This is a genomic window from Pseudomonadales bacterium, assembly GCA_024234435.1.
Classification (GTDB): Bacteria; Pseudomonadota; Gammaproteobacteria; order Pseudomonadales; family Porticoccaceae; genus JACKOF01.
The window spans coordinates 12,491-26,521 of record JACKOF010000002.1 but is presented as its reverse complement, the minus strand read 5'-3'; the positions used below and the strand labels follow the sequence as shown (position 1 = coordinate 26,521).

17 protein-coding genes are annotated in these 14,031 nt (G+C 50.6%); 9 read left to right on the top strand and 8 right to left on the bottom strand.

The window, feature by feature from the left end; all coding sequences use genetic code 11:
- Nucleotides 1-15: 15 nt before the first annotated feature.
- Nucleotides 16-555, bottom strand: a complete 540-nt coding sequence (locus tag H7A02_09985) for a YhcB family protein (GenBank protein ID MCP5172585.1) — start codon at nucleotides 553-555, stop codon at nucleotides 16-18.
- Between the two features lie 198 nt (nucleotides 556-753).
- Here H7A02_09985 and H7A02_09980 point away from each other — a divergent pair, with 198 nt between their 5' ends.
- The 8 genes from H7A02_09980 to H7A02_09945 all read left to right on the top strand — a co-directional run bounded on the left by H7A02_09980 (nucleotide 754) and on the right by H7A02_09945 (nucleotide 7,670).
- Nucleotides 754-1,860, top strand: a complete 1,107-nt coding sequence (locus H7A02_09980; protein MCP5172584.1) for a cell division protein ZapE — start codon at nucleotides 754-756, stop codon at nucleotides 1,858-1,860.
- Nucleotides 1,861-2,034: 174 nt separating this feature from the next.
- Nucleotides 2,035-2,463, top strand: a complete 429-nt coding sequence (gene rplM, locus H7A02_09975; GenBank protein MCP5172583.1) for a 50S ribosomal protein L13 — start codon at nucleotides 2,035-2,037, stop codon at nucleotides 2,461-2,463.
- Nucleotides 2,464-2,476: 13 nt separating this feature from the next.
- A complete protein-coding gene (gene rpsI / locus H7A02_09970; GenBank protein ID MCP5172582.1) occupies nucleotides 2,477-2,869 on the top strand; it encodes a 30S ribosomal protein S9 in 393 nt (130 codons plus the stop codon).
- Nucleotides 2,870-3,115: 246 nt separating this feature from the next.
- Nucleotides 3,116-3,718 carry a ubiquinol-cytochrome c reductase iron-sulfur subunit gene (petA, locus tag H7A02_09965; protein ID MCP5172581.1) on the top strand — a complete coding sequence of 201 codons (603 nt, stop codon included), beginning with the start codon at nucleotides 3,116-3,118 and terminating at the stop codon, nucleotides 3,716-3,718.
- Nucleotides 3,718-5,754 (top strand): ubiquinol-cytochrome c reductase, encoded by a 2,037-nt coding sequence (locus H7A02_09960; protein ID MCP5172580.1) that lies wholly within the window; start codon nucleotides 3,718-3,720, stop codon nucleotides 5,752-5,754. Before petA ends, H7A02_09960 begins: the two co-directional genes overlap by 1 nt.
- Nucleotides 5,755-5,820: 66 nt before the next feature.
- Complete coding sequence (locus H7A02_09955; GenBank protein ID MCP5172579.1) at nucleotides 5,821-6,450, top strand: glutathione S-transferase N-terminal domain-containing protein; 630 nt, start codon at nucleotides 5,821-5,823, stop codon at nucleotides 6,448-6,450.
- Between the two features lie 34 nt (nucleotides 6,451-6,484).
- Nucleotides 6,485-6,940: a ClpXP protease specificity-enhancing factor gene (locus H7A02_09950; GenBank protein MCP5172578.1), complete on the top strand. Its 456-nt coding sequence runs from the start codon at nucleotides 6,485-6,487 to the stop codon at nucleotides 6,938-6,940.
- A gap of 7 nt (nucleotides 6,941-6,947) precedes the next feature.
- Nucleotides 6,948-7,670 carry a DUF3581 family protein gene (locus tag H7A02_09945; protein MCP5172577.1) on the top strand — a complete coding sequence of 241 codons (723 nt, stop codon included), beginning with the start codon at nucleotides 6,948-6,950 and terminating at the stop codon, nucleotides 7,668-7,670.
- An 86-nt stretch (nucleotides 7,671-7,756) separates the two neighbouring features.
- On the opposite strand, the gene H7A02_09940 is transcribed toward H7A02_09945, so the two are convergent.
- The 4 genes from H7A02_09940 to H7A02_09925 are packed head-to-tail and all read right to left on the bottom strand — an operon-like array spanning nucleotide 7,757 to nucleotide 11,188.
- Nucleotides 7,757-8,335, bottom strand: a complete 579-nt coding sequence (locus tag H7A02_09940; protein MCP5172576.1) for a BON domain-containing protein — start codon at nucleotides 8,333-8,335, stop codon at nucleotides 7,757-7,759.
- Nucleotides 8,335-8,919 (bottom strand): SIS domain-containing protein, encoded by a 585-nt coding sequence (locus H7A02_09935; GenBank protein MCP5172575.1) that lies wholly within the window; start codon nucleotides 8,917-8,919, stop codon nucleotides 8,335-8,337. The genes H7A02_09940 and H7A02_09935 overlap by 1 nt, the downstream gene beginning before the upstream one ends.
- A gap of 18 nt (nucleotides 8,920-8,937) precedes the next feature.
- Complete coding sequence (locus H7A02_09930) at nucleotides 8,938-9,336, bottom strand: YraN family protein (GenBank protein ID MCP5172574.1); 399 nt, start codon at nucleotides 9,334-9,336, stop codon at nucleotides 8,938-8,940.
- A gap of 7 nt (nucleotides 9,337-9,343) precedes the next feature.
- Nucleotides 9,344-11,188: a penicillin-binding protein activator gene (locus H7A02_09925; protein MCP5172573.1), complete on the bottom strand. Its 1,845-nt coding sequence runs from the start codon at nucleotides 11,186-11,188 to the stop codon at nucleotides 9,344-9,346.
- Between the two features lie 28 nt (nucleotides 11,189-11,216).
- Between H7A02_09925 and rsmI the strand changes: the two genes are divergently transcribed.
- Nucleotides 11,217-12,056: a 16S rRNA (cytidine(1402)-2'-O)-methyltransferase gene (gene rsmI, locus H7A02_09920; protein MCP5172572.1), complete on the top strand. Its 840-nt coding sequence runs from the start codon at nucleotides 11,217-11,219 to the stop codon at nucleotides 12,054-12,056.
- An 18-nt stretch (nucleotides 12,057-12,074) separates the two neighbouring features.
- On the opposite strand, the gene H7A02_09915 is transcribed toward rsmI, so the two are convergent.
- From H7A02_09915 to H7A02_09905, 3 genes are read right to left on the bottom strand one after another with little or no spacing between them, the layout of a single operon-like run.
- Nucleotides 12,075-12,350 carry a DUF5062 family protein gene (locus H7A02_09915; protein MCP5172571.1) on the bottom strand — a complete coding sequence of 92 codons (276 nt, stop codon included), beginning with the start codon at nucleotides 12,348-12,350 and terminating at the stop codon, nucleotides 12,075-12,077.
- A 29-nt stretch (nucleotides 12,351-12,379) separates the two neighbouring features.
- A complete protein-coding gene (cysE, locus tag H7A02_09910) occupies nucleotides 12,380-13,156 on the bottom strand; it encodes a serine O-acetyltransferase (GenBank protein ID MCP5172570.1) in 777 nt (258 codons plus the stop codon).
- Between the two features lie 60 nt (nucleotides 13,157-13,216).
- Complete coding sequence (locus tag H7A02_09905; protein MCP5172569.1) at nucleotides 13,217-13,873, bottom strand: ComF family protein; 657 nt, start codon at nucleotides 13,871-13,873, stop codon at nucleotides 13,217-13,219.
- Nucleotides 13,874-14,031 lie beyond the last annotated feature (158 nt).

The window sequence follows — 14,031 nt, the reverse complement described above, 5'->3', positions numbered from 1 at the left end:
GTCCTGATTGGAGGTCTAGCCTACCTTCAATGTTGGGTCGTCATTCAGTTCGTCGTTCAGTTTTTTTGCCGGTTTGTCCTTTTTGGGGTTGCCCTTTGGGTTGGGCGGAAAATCGCTGCTGTCTTCCAGGCCGTAGTCTTCGCTAAGTACGCCGCCAGGTACTTTGGGTGCATAGTCTTTTGGTGGTGAAGGTATCTCGGACGATACGGTGCGAGCAAGGGTTTCGCTGGCGATATCGCCGGATATTCTGCCGTAGCCGGCTTCGATCATCTGGCGACTGATTTCAGGGTTGGTCAGGTGCATGGCGCTGGCGGCCAGATGCTCGTGCAGGCCGCGGTAGCTTTCAGTCATGTCGTTGACCAATGTTGAGGTAGTGATAAAGTGCTCGGTGACTTTGTGCTGGTAGTCTTTGTGCTCTTGCCGCACTTGCTGCAGTTGTTCTTCCACTTCCTTGCGCTGCTTCTCCTGGGGGTGCAGGGTGCGAGTCAGTAAAAAGCCTATAACTAGCCCCAGCGCCAGTGCTGCCAGAGCGATAAATAACGTTGAAATGTCCAAAACACCATCTCCGAATTGCTGTATCTTTAAATGATTATGCGCCCTAGTTTGAGATATGCGCTGTTGTGAATCAACCATTTTGTTGGTGAATCAGGCAGAGACAATTTGCCAACAGTTATTGTCCACGTGTAGAGTTCGCTGCCCCGGAATTTATTTGTCTGAAAAACGATTGTTAAATTTGCCATGTCTCAGGAACAGTTGTCCCCCATAGAGAGATATCAGCGCGACCTGTTGAAAAAGGGTTTTAATCATGACCCTTCTCAACAGCAAGCCGTTGAGCACTTGCAGTCTCTCTACGAGCGTTTGTTGGTAGCTGTTGCACGCGATAGCGTTCCAAAAGGGTTTCTGGCGTTGTTCCGCCGACACAAAAAGCAGCTGCAGCCAGAGAGGGGGCTCTACTTCTGGGGTGGTGTGGGCCGCGGCAAAACCTATCTGATGGACAATTTTTATGAGAGCCTGCCATTTGATCGAAAAATGCGGGTTCATTTTCATCGATTTATGCGCAGGGTTCATCAGGAACTGAAAAATATGCCAGTGCAGTCGGACCCTCTGGAGGTTGTTGCCGACAGGATTGCAGCTGAAACCCGGGTTATTTGTTTTGATGAATTTTTTGTTTCTGATATTACCGATGCCATGATCCTGGGCTCATTGCTGAAGATGTTGTTCCGAAGAGGTGTGACGCTGGTGGCTACATCCAATATTGTGCCTGCTGGCCTGTACCCCAATGGCTTGCAGCGGCAACGGTTTTTACCTGCTATTGCACTGCTTGAAGAGCACACGGTTGTGGTGAATGTGGATGGCGGGGTGGATTACAGGTTGAGAGCGCTGGAACGAGCGGAGTTATTTCATGCTCCGCTGGGTGACCAGGCTGAACAGGCATTAATGAGTGCATTTCGGAGTTTGGTGCCTGCAGTTGGTGAGGTGCATAAGGAGGAGCGTCTGGATATCGAAGGGCGTAGTCTGATCACCCGTTACGTTGGTGAAGATGTGGTCTGGTTTGACTTTCCGGCAATTTGTGACGGGCCGCGCAGTCAGAATGACTACATTGAAATTGCCCGTGAATTTCATGCTGTACTGGTGGGTAACGTGCCGCAAATGGGCCGTTCAACAGACGATCAGGCGCGGCGCTTTGTCAACATGGTCGATGAATTCTATGATCGCAATGTCAAGCTGGTGTTGTCGGCTGAGGTTCCGCTTGAGCAGCTGTACACAGAGGGTAAGCTGAGTTTCGAGTTTCAGCGCACGACGAGCCGGTTGTTGGAAATGCAGTCGCACGAGTATCTGGCCAGGCCGCACATGCCTTGATCAGGCCTTTGATTGCCGCCTTAATCAGGGTGTGTTCCCGTGTTTTTTGGTCGTTTCAGATAAACTGTAATTTCCGCTTGAAAAGCATAAGTCCCGTCTGTAAAATGCGCCCTCCTTTTGGAAGGCTGGTGCCCTTTGGAAGGGTGAAGCTCCCAATTTCTCAGGCAGGAAAAGATGAAAACATTTAGCGCCAAGAATGAAACTGTACAGCGCGACTGGCTGCTCGTCGATGCGGCGGACAAGACTCTGGGTCGTCTGGCGGTTGATATTGCCACTCGCCTGCGTGGCAAGCACAAGCCCGAATATACGCCTCACGTGGATACCGGTGATTACATCGTCGTGATCAATGCTGAAAAGGTGCGCGTTACGGGTAACAAGGCAAAAGGCAAGATTTATCACAGTCACACCGGTTATCCGGGTGGGCTGAAGTCTATCAGCTTCGAAAAGTTGATCGAGAAGGCACCTGAGCGTGTGATACAGAATGCAGTGAAGGGCATGTTGCCAAAAGGTCCTCTGGGCCGCGCCATGTTCAAGAAACTGAAAATTTATGCCGGTGAAGAGCATCCACATGCTGCTCAGCAACCGCAAGAACTGAATATCTGACGGATCGCTTATTATGGCAGACACTCAATATTACGGTACTGGTCGTCGTAAAACTTCTTCAGCCAGGGTTTTTCTGGAGAATGGCAGCGGCAACATTACTATAAACAATCGCACTATCGATCAGTATTTTGGTCGTGAAGTGGCTCGTATGATCGTTCGTCAACCGCTTGAGCTGGCCGATATGGCTGAAAAGTTTGACTTGAAAGTTACCGTTAAAGGCGGTGGCAGCTTTGGTCAGGCGGGTGCTATTCGTCATGGTATTGCTCGCGCACTGTTGCAGTACGATGAAGAGTTGCGCTCTTCGCTGCGCAAAGCTGGCTTTTTGACACGTGATGCCCGTCAGGTTGAGCGTAAAAAGGTCGGATTGCACAAAGCGCGGAAACGTCCTCAGTTCTCAAAACGTTAATAAGGTTCTCGTTTTTAGCGGGGATTGTTCTGACGTTACGTGTGCGGAATATTCGCAATCGAAGATACCCGGCATTTTTGGCCGGGTATTTTTTTGTCTGGTTTTTATCAGAAAAACAGAGAGTTATCTTCGTTTCTTGATTGTATGCCTTGTAAAAAAGTGTGCTTTTCATTACCATTGCACGCCATTTCATACCCAACAATAGTTACTATTTTTTTACTTTTTTGCTGTTGACAGGAGAACGTCATGAACAATGACGGTATTAACCAAAGTCGTCGCCGATTTCTGACTGGAGCCACTTGTGTTGTAGGGGCCGCCGGTGTAGTGGGTGCTGCAATTCCGTTTGTAGGTTCCTGGCAACCGAGCGCCAAGGCGAAAGCCGCAGGTGCGCCGGTTAAAGCCAATATTTCAAAGATTGAGCCGGGTGCAATGATCACTGTTGAGTGGCGTGGCAAACCGGTTTATATCGTGCGCCGGACGCCAGAAGCGCTGGCGAATCTCGCCAAGATGGATAATCGTCTGCGTGACCCGAATTCGGAAGCATCTAACCAGCCCCAGTATGTTGATGCGGCTAACCGCGCCTCTCGAGAAGAGTTGCTGGTGCTTGTGGGTCTCTGCACACACCTGGGTTGTGCGCCGATGTATCGCCCCGATGTTGGAGCCCAGGATCTGAAAGGTAATGACGGTGAGTGGATGGGCGGTTTTTTCTGTCCTTGCCACGGATCCAAGTTTGATCTTGCCGGACGAGTGTTTCAGGGGGTGCCAGCGCCGACGAACCTCGAAGTGCCGCCTTATGCCTATGAGAGCGACGATGTCATTGTTATCGGTGTAGACGAGGGAGCAGCATAATGAACTGGCTAAAATCTTTCGGCGGTTGGGTCGACTCTCGCATGCCTATGTTGCAAGTCGAGTGGAAAAAACACATGGCGGAGTATTACGCGCCAAAGAATTTTAATTTCTGGTACTTCTTCGGCGTGTTGTCGATGGTCGTGCTGGTTATTCAGCTGATCACCGGTATATGGTTGTTAATGAGCTTTCAGGGTTCTGCAGAACAAGCCTTTGCTTCGGTTGAATACATTATGCGCGATGTGGATTTTGGCTGGATTATTCGCTACGCGCACTCTACAGGTGCTTCGGCATTCTTTATTGTCGTTTACCTGCATATGTTCCGCGGTTTGCTGTATGGCTCCTACAAGGCGCCTCGCGAACTGGTGTGGATCTTCGGTATGGCGATCTACCTGGCGCTAATGGCTGAAGCCTTCCTTGGTTATGTCTTGCCATGGGGTCAGATGTCTTACTGGGGTGCCCAGGTGATTATTTCCCTGTTTGGTGCGATTCCGGTAGTTGGCGACGCCATTGTTGAGTGGGTGCGCGGAGATTATCTGATTTCCGGTATTACTCTGAATCGTTTCATGTCATTGCACGTGGTTGCCTTGCCAATCGTACTGTTGGCACTGGTGGTGATGCATATTCTGGCATTGCACGAAGTTGGCTCAAACAACCCGGATGGTGTCAACATTAAGGCCAATAAGGATGAAAATGGCATCCCTCGTGATGGTATTCCTTTCCACCCTTATTACACGGTTCACGATCTGGTGCCGATCGTGGTATTTCTGTTTGTGTTCTGTTTTATCCTGTTCTTTGTGCCGGAAATGGGTGGCTACTTCCTGGAGCATGCGAACTTTGAAATTGCCAACCCGTTGAAAACACCCGAGCATATTGCGCCAGTGTGGTATTTCACGCCGTTCTACTCGATGTTGCGTGCGGTGCCGGATAAGCTGTTTGGTTTTATAACGATGGGTGCGGCTATCGCGATAATGTTTGTGTTGCCTTGGCTTGATCGCAGCCCGGTTAAATCCATCCGCTACAAAGGTAAAGTCAGCCGCATCGCTATCGTGATTTTTGCGGCTTCGTTTATCATTCTCGGTGTGCTGGGTGTTAAATCGCCTACGCCTTCGCGGACATTGCTGGCTCAGATCTGTACGATTATCTATTTCGCCTACTTCCTGCTGATGCCGTTCTGGACCAGCCGGGAAAAAACATTGGCTGAACCTGACCGGGTGACGATGAGTGGTGGAATAGGCTTCTGGAAATCCTGGGGTGTTTTTCTGATCGTGGTGTTCCTGGCTTGGGCGCCGCTAAAAGCGGTGGGTGCTGAATCAGGTTTCGACTGCGGCACTATTCACTGCGACAGTTTTGAGGCGGATTTGAGCGACAAGGCCTCTTTGCAAAATGGCGTGAAGTTATTTCAGAACTATTGCATGGGCTGTCACTCAGCCCAGTATTCCCGTTGGGAGAGGGTTGCCAGCGACTTGAATATTCCCAAGGGATTGATGATGGATAATCTTGTCTATGCTGATCAGAAGATTGGTGATCTGATGCAGATTTCCATGCCCGCTGACAACGCCAAACGCTGGTTCGGCGCCACACCTCCTGATTTAACGCTGGTTGCCCGTGCCCGTTCGCCCGAGTGGTTGTACACCTATCTGCGCAACTTCTATGTGGATCCAAATCGTCCCGTAGGTGTTAACAACAAGGTGTTTAAAGATGTGGGTATGCCCCATGCTATGCTGGAGCTGCAGGGTTTACAGGACTGTGCCCCGGGTCCGGTTCTGGCGCACAATGGTGGTATTAAACGCGACCCTCTGACTTCCGAGGAAATTCTGGATAATCCCTGCGGGCGCTACAAGATCATTGAAGAAGGCAGTCTGTCGCCGGAAGAATTTGACGCTGCCGTATATGATCTGGTGAACTTCCTGACCTACGTTGCAGAACCAATGGCTGAGCAACGCAAGGAAATCGGTATCTATGTTCTGCTGTTCCTGGCATTTCTGTTTGTCTGGGTGTGGTTGCTTAACCGGGAATTCTGGAAAGGTATTCACTAATTGACTCCGCCGGGCGGTCTTGCAAGATCGCCCGGCACTTATTCTTTAATTATTTGAGGTTACATTATGGGGGTTGTTACCAAACGATCTTCAATGATTTTTTATTCAAACCCGATTTGCCACTACAGTCATCGCGTCAGGATTGTATTGGCTGAGAAAGGGGTCACTGTTGATATTGAAGAAGTAGAAGGAAAAATTCCACAGGAAGTCAGCGAACTGAATCCCTATAACAGTCTGCCAACGCTTATTGACCGTGAGTTGGCTCTGTTTGAAACCAAAGTGATGATGGAATATCTCGATGAACGTTTTCCTCATCCGCCGCTGTTGCCTGTCTATCCGGTGGCCCGCGCCTTGAGTCGCCAGTTTATTCACCGAATCGAAAATGACTGGTGCACACATGTGGACACCATAGTGAACAAGCCAGAGTTGAAATCAGCGGATAAAGGTCGCCAGGAGTTGCGAGACAGCCTGGTCACGATTGCGCCGATTTTTTCTGAAAAGCCTTACTTCATGAATGAAGAGTTTACGCTGGTTGACTGTTGTCTTGCCCCCGTTCTGTGGCGTCTGGAAAGTATGGGAATCACACTCCCGAATAATCGCCAGACCAAGCCTCTGCTGGCTTATATGCAGCGCCTGTTTGAGCGAGACTCTTTCCAGGAAAGCCTCACGGAATTGGAAAGGGAGATGCGTCCATAAGCACATTAACCCCGTCAGGTAGCAGATCATGTCGATGACATCCAATCGTCCCTATCTTATCCGCGCATTTTATGAGTGGATAGTGGACAATGATTGTACGCCTTATGTGGTTGTGGACGCCTATCACTCCGGGGTTTCTGTTCCCCAGGATTATGTCAGCGACGGACAGATCGTGTTGAATCTGGCGCCGCGTGCGACCACTGGTCTGGAAATGACCAATCAGGGGATATCTTTCAGTACACGGTTTGGCGGTGTGCCTACCAGCATTTACCTCCCCGTTAGTGCAGTGATGGGTATTTACGCACGGGAAAACGGGCAGGGGATGGTGTTTCAGGAAGAAAAATTGCCAGAACCTGCGCGGCCCATGCCCGTCAAGGTGCCCCCGCTTGATCCTGAAAAGAAGAAAGACAAGAGCGATGACAACCCCGACAAGCCCACTCCACCGACAGGCAGTGGTAAAACACGCCCGTCACTGAAAGTGATCAAATAGCCAATACATGCTAACAGACCTATTCTACAGAGAAGCTGATGGCAAAATCAGTTTCAGTCGTCAGCAGGCGAGTGATTTTGCCAAGCAGGTGGCAGATGATTTTAACCCCCTTCATGACGAAGAGTCGAAACGATTCTGTGTGCCTGGAGATTTGTTGTTTGCGGTAATGCTGGCCAAGTATGGCATCACGCGGCATATGCGGTTTGTTTTTTCCGGTATGGTGTCAGACGGTATTGAACTGATTCTGCCTGATGAGTCGCCACAGCTGTGTATAGCCGATCACAAAGGCAAGGAATACCTGACTATTGAGCACACCGGTGATAATAGCCGCGACTCGAATCTGATTGATGAGTTGACCCACAGCTACGTTACCTTCTCCGGACACACCTTTCCCCACGTACTGGTTCCCCTGTTGGAGCAAAAAGGCGTCATGATTAATCCCGATAGGCCGATGGTGATGTATCAAAGTATGCTGATTGATCTTCATCAGCTGGACTTTCAGGGTGTTCGCCTTGAATTGGATAAAGGTAAAACGGTTCTTGATTTGCAGGGCAAACGAGGCAATATTTGTTTGGCTTTCAATCTAATCAGTAATGGCAATGTGGTTGGACGCGGCGAAAAACACATGCTGTTAAGCGGGCTGGTGCCTTATGACCAGCAGGCGATGGACAAAATTATTAGTGACTATGCGCAGTGGAAGCGGAATTATGGTTCCCGGCTGGATGCTTGATGCTGGCCTGATGACCGCCTGTATTCACGCCCAAAAATAGCAGGGGTTGTATACAACCCCTGCTTGTTCAGTCTGCGCCGATGATTCTAGTCGAGATACTCAATAACCTTAACGACTCTTTGTGCCCCCTTAGTATTGCTGGCAATATTGGCGGCTCGTTCTGCGATTGCTCGTGGTACCACACCCATCAGGTAAATGACGCCGGATTCCGTAACGACCTTCAGTTTACTGGCTTTCACCTGGTTGTCCGCAATCAGTTTGGTTTTTACCTTCGTGGTCAACCAGGTATCGTTGGTTCTGGCGAGAAATGAGGTTACCCCCTTGGTTTCCAGTTCGTTATAGACTTGACGGACGCCACGAAAATCTCTGGCAGTCTGACCGGCCAGACTGCGTAGCTCATTGCTGGGGACTTCGCCGGTGAGCAATACCACGCCGTTATAGGCGTGCACATTGATATGGGAAATCTCAAGCGTCGGGTGAGCCTTCTTGATGTTGACGCCTATCAGGGTTTCCAGCTGCCAATCATTAATGTCAGTGCCAATTGGTGTTTCCGAAGGGTCTGGCTGGAAAGGCTTGTCGGTAGTTGCATGAATAATATTGGTGCAACCTGCAAGCAGTGTGCTGGCAACCATGATAGCGGTGAAAAGTCGAAACAGTGAAACCATTATCCTGCTCCTCCAAAGAGCTGTTGATCAATCAATTCACAAACAGAAAATAATCCGAGCAAATGTATTTCTGTTGCGCGGTGCGGTTCAGCGTTATTGGCGCTGATAGTGATGTCATTGTTAGTGAGTAATGCTGCCAGATCCTGATCTCCGTCGGTAGTAAACGATACGACGAACATGTCGCGATCATGTGCGGTTTGAATCGCTTGCACCAGACTGGATGCGTTACTGCCAGTGCTGAAAATGACCAGCACGTCGCCAGGTACACCAAGGGTGCGCAATTGTCTGCTGAAAATTTCGCTGCTGTGCTGCTCTGCGATGGCGCTCAGGGTAGAAGCCTCTGCTGACAGGTTCAATGCAGGAAGCCCTGGTCTTTCAATGCGATGCCGGAGTGACAGACATTGTGTAAAAATAGCGGCCAGGGGGCCGCAGACACCATTGCCGCAGCTGAATACCTTGTTCTCTTGCAATAATCGCTCAGTCACCAGTCGACTGGCCGCGACAATGGCGGGTGCCACCCGTTCACCGCAAGACATTTTCGCCTCGATGCTCTGGTGGAAAAAATCAATGACTCGCGATTCCATTGGAAGGGCTGTGCTCGGTTAACTGGGATTAAATGCGTTGCGAATCCATTCTACCTGATAGTTCTTTTCCTTGCCCGGTTTTGATGTTTCCGGAGACAAACAGAGCGCGTCAAACCGGCACTGGACTTTGTCCCATTGCCCGGTGTTTTGTAAATAGTGGGTTGCGGCGTAAATCAGGCTTTGCTGCTTCCGCGCATCAATGCTGTCAGCAGCGGAACCAAAACTGTTTCCGGATCGCATACGCACCTCCACAAAAACAAGACAGTCACCTTCGCGGGCAATGATATCCAGCTCACCACGAGGGGCGACATAATTGGTTTTTATAATTCTCAGATTCCGGGATCTGAGAAAACGTTGAGCATATTGCTCTGCCTTTTTCCCCGAACAACCACCTTCATCCGTGAAGCGTCTGAACATATGTTTGTCAGGGTTTGTTGGTGGTCAGTTGCTGGGCAGAGCGTACCGTTCCATCCTTGAATTCTGCCCAGGGTTGCTGGCGGGAAATGGTGTTGTTTGCCAAAACCTGAAGCGTACCTGTGCTGCCGAATAACAGCGTTCCCGGCATACTTGTCAGCTGACTCAGCCATTGGTGCAAGTGGTAAGCGTCGATCCCCAGAGCAAACATGTGACGATACAACGGGTGCAGGTCGCTGGACGGTTGCAGTTTTCCTGCTGTTGCACCCGGTAGCGTCCAGGGCATTGCACTGAAGCGCACGCCTTCCAGATCACGGTTTCGGCCGGGATTATCTTCGCCGCTGAACAGTTGTGAGGTGCCATAAACCTGCAGATCACGTGCAAACAGGAAGTCCAGCGTTGGTTTTATCTGTCTGGCCTGGTCCGGATAGGCTGCCATAAAAACCATGTCGAGATCCTGTCGTCGACGTTGCGTGTAATCCAGTTTTTTGCCCAGTACCCGACCTAACCGCTCTGCTCGCTGGTCGCTGTGGTTGATATGTAAACCGGGTTTTAGCAGCGGGGCAAAATCCACCACGTTATCACTGTAAGGTTCGGCAACATGGAGGGTGCCACCCTTTGCCTCCCATTCTCTGCGAAAGGTTTCGAGAACCCGTTCGCCCCAGCTGGAGTTGGGCACAATAGCAAGCGCTGTTCGCTGCCCTTCGATCCAGGCTCTTTCGGCAATCTGGCGGGCCTCATCAGTGGTGGATAACCCGAACTGGAATAAATTTTTGGGTAAATGCCCAGCGGGCAAGTCTATGTAATTGAGCGCAATAGTGGGCACCGGGAGTTCGGGTAGGGAAAGTAGTTCCTGAACCTTGTCTTTTTGCAGCGGACCGATAATGATTTCAGCGCCATCAGCAATTGCGCGTTGATAAAGTTCGGTAATCGGTATGTTTTCACTGGTGTCGTAAAAAAGGGTTTTGGGGGCGCTGTTCGATTGCTCGTAACTTTCATACCAGGCGGCCAGAAACCCGTCCCGGATGGTTGCGCCAGCCTGCGCCAGAGGGCCATGCGCAGGCAGTAATAGCGCAATCCGTGTTGGCAGCTCACTGACAATGGTACTGACGGTATTCAACCCGGAAGGCAACGTACTTGCTGCCGGGTGTGTGGGCCAGTCAGTACGCCACTGATTGAGATATTCCAGCTGGCGGCGCACATCAGACTGTGTTGATCGACTGGTGTTTGCCAGAGAATACCAGCCTGCGAGAATTGGGTCCTGTTCTGTTGTCTGTAGCGTTTCCAGCGACTGCTGGGGAATGCTGGACAGTACCTGCCAGAGTTGATCGTGTATCTTCTGGCGCGCCTGCTGGCTGGTCGTCAGTTGCGCCAGCTCCGTATAGGCCCGCAGGCTTTTTTCATCCTCACCCAGCAAGCCAAACAGGTCGCCGCGTTGCTGTAACCATTGCTTTTTCTGGTCCGGTGTCATTATCTCCTTGAGCCGGGTGACACGCTGATTGGAAAGCAGTCGCCGGGCAAGGAAGAAATTGTCCTCCTGTAGCGCCAGATCCGTGTGGAACAAACTGTATGCTATCAGTTCCTGGTTGTTTAGCTGGTCGCTATCCAGATTGGAGAGAATAGACAGTGCACGCAGATTTTGTCCAGCTTGAGCATAGAGTTTCGCGGCGGCAATCTGGTGACCCGGTTGTTGCGATGCTATGCTTGCGTCCGCATGGCTGAGTTCCTGCTCTGCCTGTCTGATTAAGTCGTCAGCACTTCGTTGTTGTGCGCTTTTGCCGGGTACGCCACCACAGGCTGCCAAAAGCAGCGAAAGGGCAAACAGCGAGCAATAGTTAAAAATTTTATTTGGCACAGGTTTCCATTTCTATCTGGTAAATTGTATGGCTGGCGAATTATATATAGTAGCTACACCGATCGGTAATCTTGGGGATATGGTACCCCGTGCGGTTGATGTTCTCCAGATGGTTGATCTGGTTGCTGCTGAAGATACTCGCCACAGCGCCCGGCTGTTAAATCATTTTGCCATCGATACGCCCATGATGGCTTATCACGATTACGGTGATGATCGGCAGATGGCCCGCATTATAGCCGCTCTTGAGCAGGGAAAAACGGTTGCTCTTATTTCTGATGCCGGTACACCACTGATTTCCGATCCCGGCTACAAACTGGTGCGAGAAGTAAGACAGCTGGGTTTCAGAATCATTCCAGTGCCGGGAGCATGCGCCCTGATTGCCGCTTTGAGTGCTTCAGGCTTGCCCAGTGACCGATTTTGCTTTGAAGGCTTTCTGTCCCACAAATCCGGTGCCCGCGTCAAACGCCTGGAGAGTTTGGCGGCAGAAACGGCAACGATTGTTTTCTACGAGTCTCCCCATCGCATTCTGGAAACACTGGCAGATATGTCGGCAGTATTTGGTGGTGAGCGGCAAGCAGTAATCGCCCGGGAGTTAACCAAAACTTATGAAACATTCCTGACCGGAACCCTGCCCGGACTGCTGGCTGAAGTGCAAGCGGATCCCAATCAGCAAAAGGGAGAAATAGTCATTCTTTTAAGCGGTGCCAACAACGAGCAAACGTCAGAGGATAGCCTCGAGCAAGAACGGGTTTTAAAGTTGTTAATGGAAGAAGTGCCGCTGAAGCAAGCGGCAAAGCTGGCGGCAAAAATTACGGGTGGGCATAAGAACGCTCTCTACCAGAAAGCATTGGATATACAGACTAAATAAGCCGCTGCGCGGAACAGTTCAGTTTTGCAGCAAGGGGTGGTCAGTCGGCAGTTGCCGCGAGATCCACAGGGCCAGTTTGTGTTTCATCTGTGGCCAGTCTGTTTGATCCTTTGCCAGTGGCTGAATGAGTTTGTCGTGTACCAGCAGTTTGTAGAGATATTCAATTTTATCGTTGGCCGAGTCGGTTTTTTCAAATTTGGCGACACCGCGTTTTTCCGCATAGATCATACCGACCCGAATGGCTTCTTTAAGCAGTTCTGGCTCATTACTCAGTTTTGCAGGGTGCTTTGACATACTGATCCTCGAAATCGGGTTATGAGAGATTATCCGTTCAGGCTCTGGTCCATTAATTCGGCAGGTGACTCCACATCCACATGTCCAATGACTCTGGCCGGTACGCCCGCTACCAGAGAGTGAGGGGGAATATTTTGCAAAACCACGCTGGCAGCGATAATTTTTGAACCCTCCCCAATTTCTATGTTGCCAAGAATTTTCGCTCCCGGGCCTATCAGAACGCCTTTGCGAACCTTCGGGTGCCGGTCACCGCACTCTTTGCCGGTACCGCCCAGCGTGACGCTTTGCAGAATGGAGACGCAATCCTCAATCACGGCGGTTTCGCCGATGACAATGCCCGTGGCGTGGTCAAACATAATGCCTTTGCCAATGGTTGCAGCAGGATGTATATCAACACCGAAGGCGGTTGAAATGGCGTGCTGAAGGGCCTGCGCCAATGATTTTTGTCCATTCTGCCAGAGCTGGTGGGCGGCACGCCAGGCGGAGAGGGCGTGGAACCCTTTATAATAAAGCAGGGCGCAGGCGGCACAACTGCAGGCCGAATCTCTCTCGACAATCGCCGTGATGTCGCAGATCAGTTGTTGTGCAACATCAGGATCAGCAAAACTGCTTTCAAATAATCCGGCGAGCAGTTCAGCAGGCAATGGTACGCTTTGAAGTTTGTCAGCCAGCAGTTTTGCCAGCGCTGGTCCGAGCCGGTTATGGCCCAAAACCGAGGCTTGCAGAAAGCCGCGAAGCGTCGGTTCTTCGTCGGCCATATTGTTAACTTCGAGCTGAATTTTTTGCCAGAGTTCAGCTTCTGACATTTGGGTATCAATCACAGATGGCATCCGTTGATAGCTGGGTTGACCATTATCCGGCTAGCCTCAGTTTTTTTCCAGCCCGGTTCGGGCAAGACTCCAGCCATAAACCTTTGTGGCGCCATTCAGTTTCAGTAAAGTGGCAATGGTGCTGAGGGTGCTGCCAGTGGTGATGACATCATCGACAATAGCAATTGTTGAGCCAGAGAAAGATTTGTTCAGCTGAAAGGCATGCCTCAGATTTTTCAAACGTTGCTTTCTGTTGAGTCCCTGTTGGGGAGGTGTGGCAGTAGTGCGCTTTATCAATGCGCTGTCAACGGGAATGTCGAGCTGCCGTGCAAGACGTCTGGCGATCCAGTCGGCCTGGTTGAAGCCCCGGTTGAACTGCCGATACCAGTGCAGTGGTATCGGCACAATACAGTCAGGTTTTTCCCTGGCTAACAATTGCTCCGCAAGCATGTCGGTTATTGCAGCGCCTGCCCATAAATGGCCTTGGTGCTTGAAGCGGTTAATCATGTTGCTGACAGGCTCTGAATAGAGGAAGGGAGCGACGACCGCATCGAATGATGGCATTGGATTTTGGCATTGCCCGCACAGGCTGTCGATGGGGGCTTGCGCTGGCAGTGGCAGTGCGCAACGGCGGCAGGGGTGATGATTAAAAGGCAAATGCAGTCGGCAGGCGCTACAGATTGGAATGGGTTCCGGTGTATGCAAACTGCACAAAATACAGATCCTTGGCAGACTGTTTTTGCTGAACCGGCGAAAATTGCTATAAAGTTTTAAAATATGCACTGTTAACCAAAAATCCATTTCAGGTTGACTGTTAATGCCCGTGCTTTAAACTAGCGACCTCAGCCGCTATGTTCCGCAATCTCAAATCA

Excerpts from the sequence above, each read along its gene's own strand:
- rplM (MCP5172583.1), top strand. The coding sequence starts at position 2,035 with ATGAAAACATTTAGCGCCAAGAATGAAACTGTACAGCGCGACTGGCTG.
- rpsI (MCP5172582.1), top strand. The coding sequence starts at position 2,477 with ATGGCAGACACTCAATATTACGGTACTGGTCGTCGTAAAACTTCTTCA.
- petA (MCP5172581.1), top strand. The coding sequence starts at position 3,116 with ATGAACAATGACGGTATTAACCAAAGTCGTCGCCGATTTCTGACTGGA.
- H7A02_09960 (MCP5172580.1), top strand. The coding sequence starts at position 3,718 with ATGAACTGGCTAAAATCTTTCGGCGGTTGGGTCGACTCTCGCATGCCT.
- H7A02_09955 (MCP5172579.1), top strand. The coding sequence starts at position 5,821 with ATGGGGGTTGTTACCAAACGATCTTCAATGATTTTTTATTCAAACCCG.
- H7A02_09950 (MCP5172578.1), top strand. The coding sequence starts at position 6,485 with ATGACATCCAATCGTCCCTATCTTATCCGCGCATTTTATGAGTGGATA.
- H7A02_09945 (MCP5172577.1), top strand. The coding sequence starts at position 6,948 with ATGCTAACAGACCTATTCTACAGAGAAGCTGATGGCAAAATCAGTTTC.
- H7A02_09940 (MCP5172576.1), bottom strand. The coding sequence starts at position 8,335 with ATGGTTTCACTGTTTCGACTTTTCACCGCTATCATGGTTGCCAGCACA.
- H7A02_09935 (MCP5172575.1), bottom strand. The coding sequence starts at position 8,919 with ATGGAATCGCGAGTCATTGATTTTTTCCACCAGAGCATCGAGGCGAAA.
- H7A02_09930 (MCP5172574.1), bottom strand. The coding sequence starts at position 9,336 with ATGTTCAGACGCTTCACGGATGAAGGTGGTTGTTCGGGGAAAAAGGCA.
- rsmI (MCP5172572.1), top strand. The coding sequence starts at position 11,217 with ATGGCTGGCGAATTATATATAGTAGCTACACCGATCGGTAATCTTGGG.
- H7A02_09915 (MCP5172571.1), bottom strand. The coding sequence starts at position 12,350 with ATGTCAAAGCACCCTGCAAAACTGAGTAATGAGCCAGAACTGCTTAAA.
- cysE (MCP5172570.1), bottom strand. The coding sequence starts at position 13,156 with ATGTCAGAAGCTGAACTCTGGCAAAAAATTCAGCTCGAAGTTAACAAT.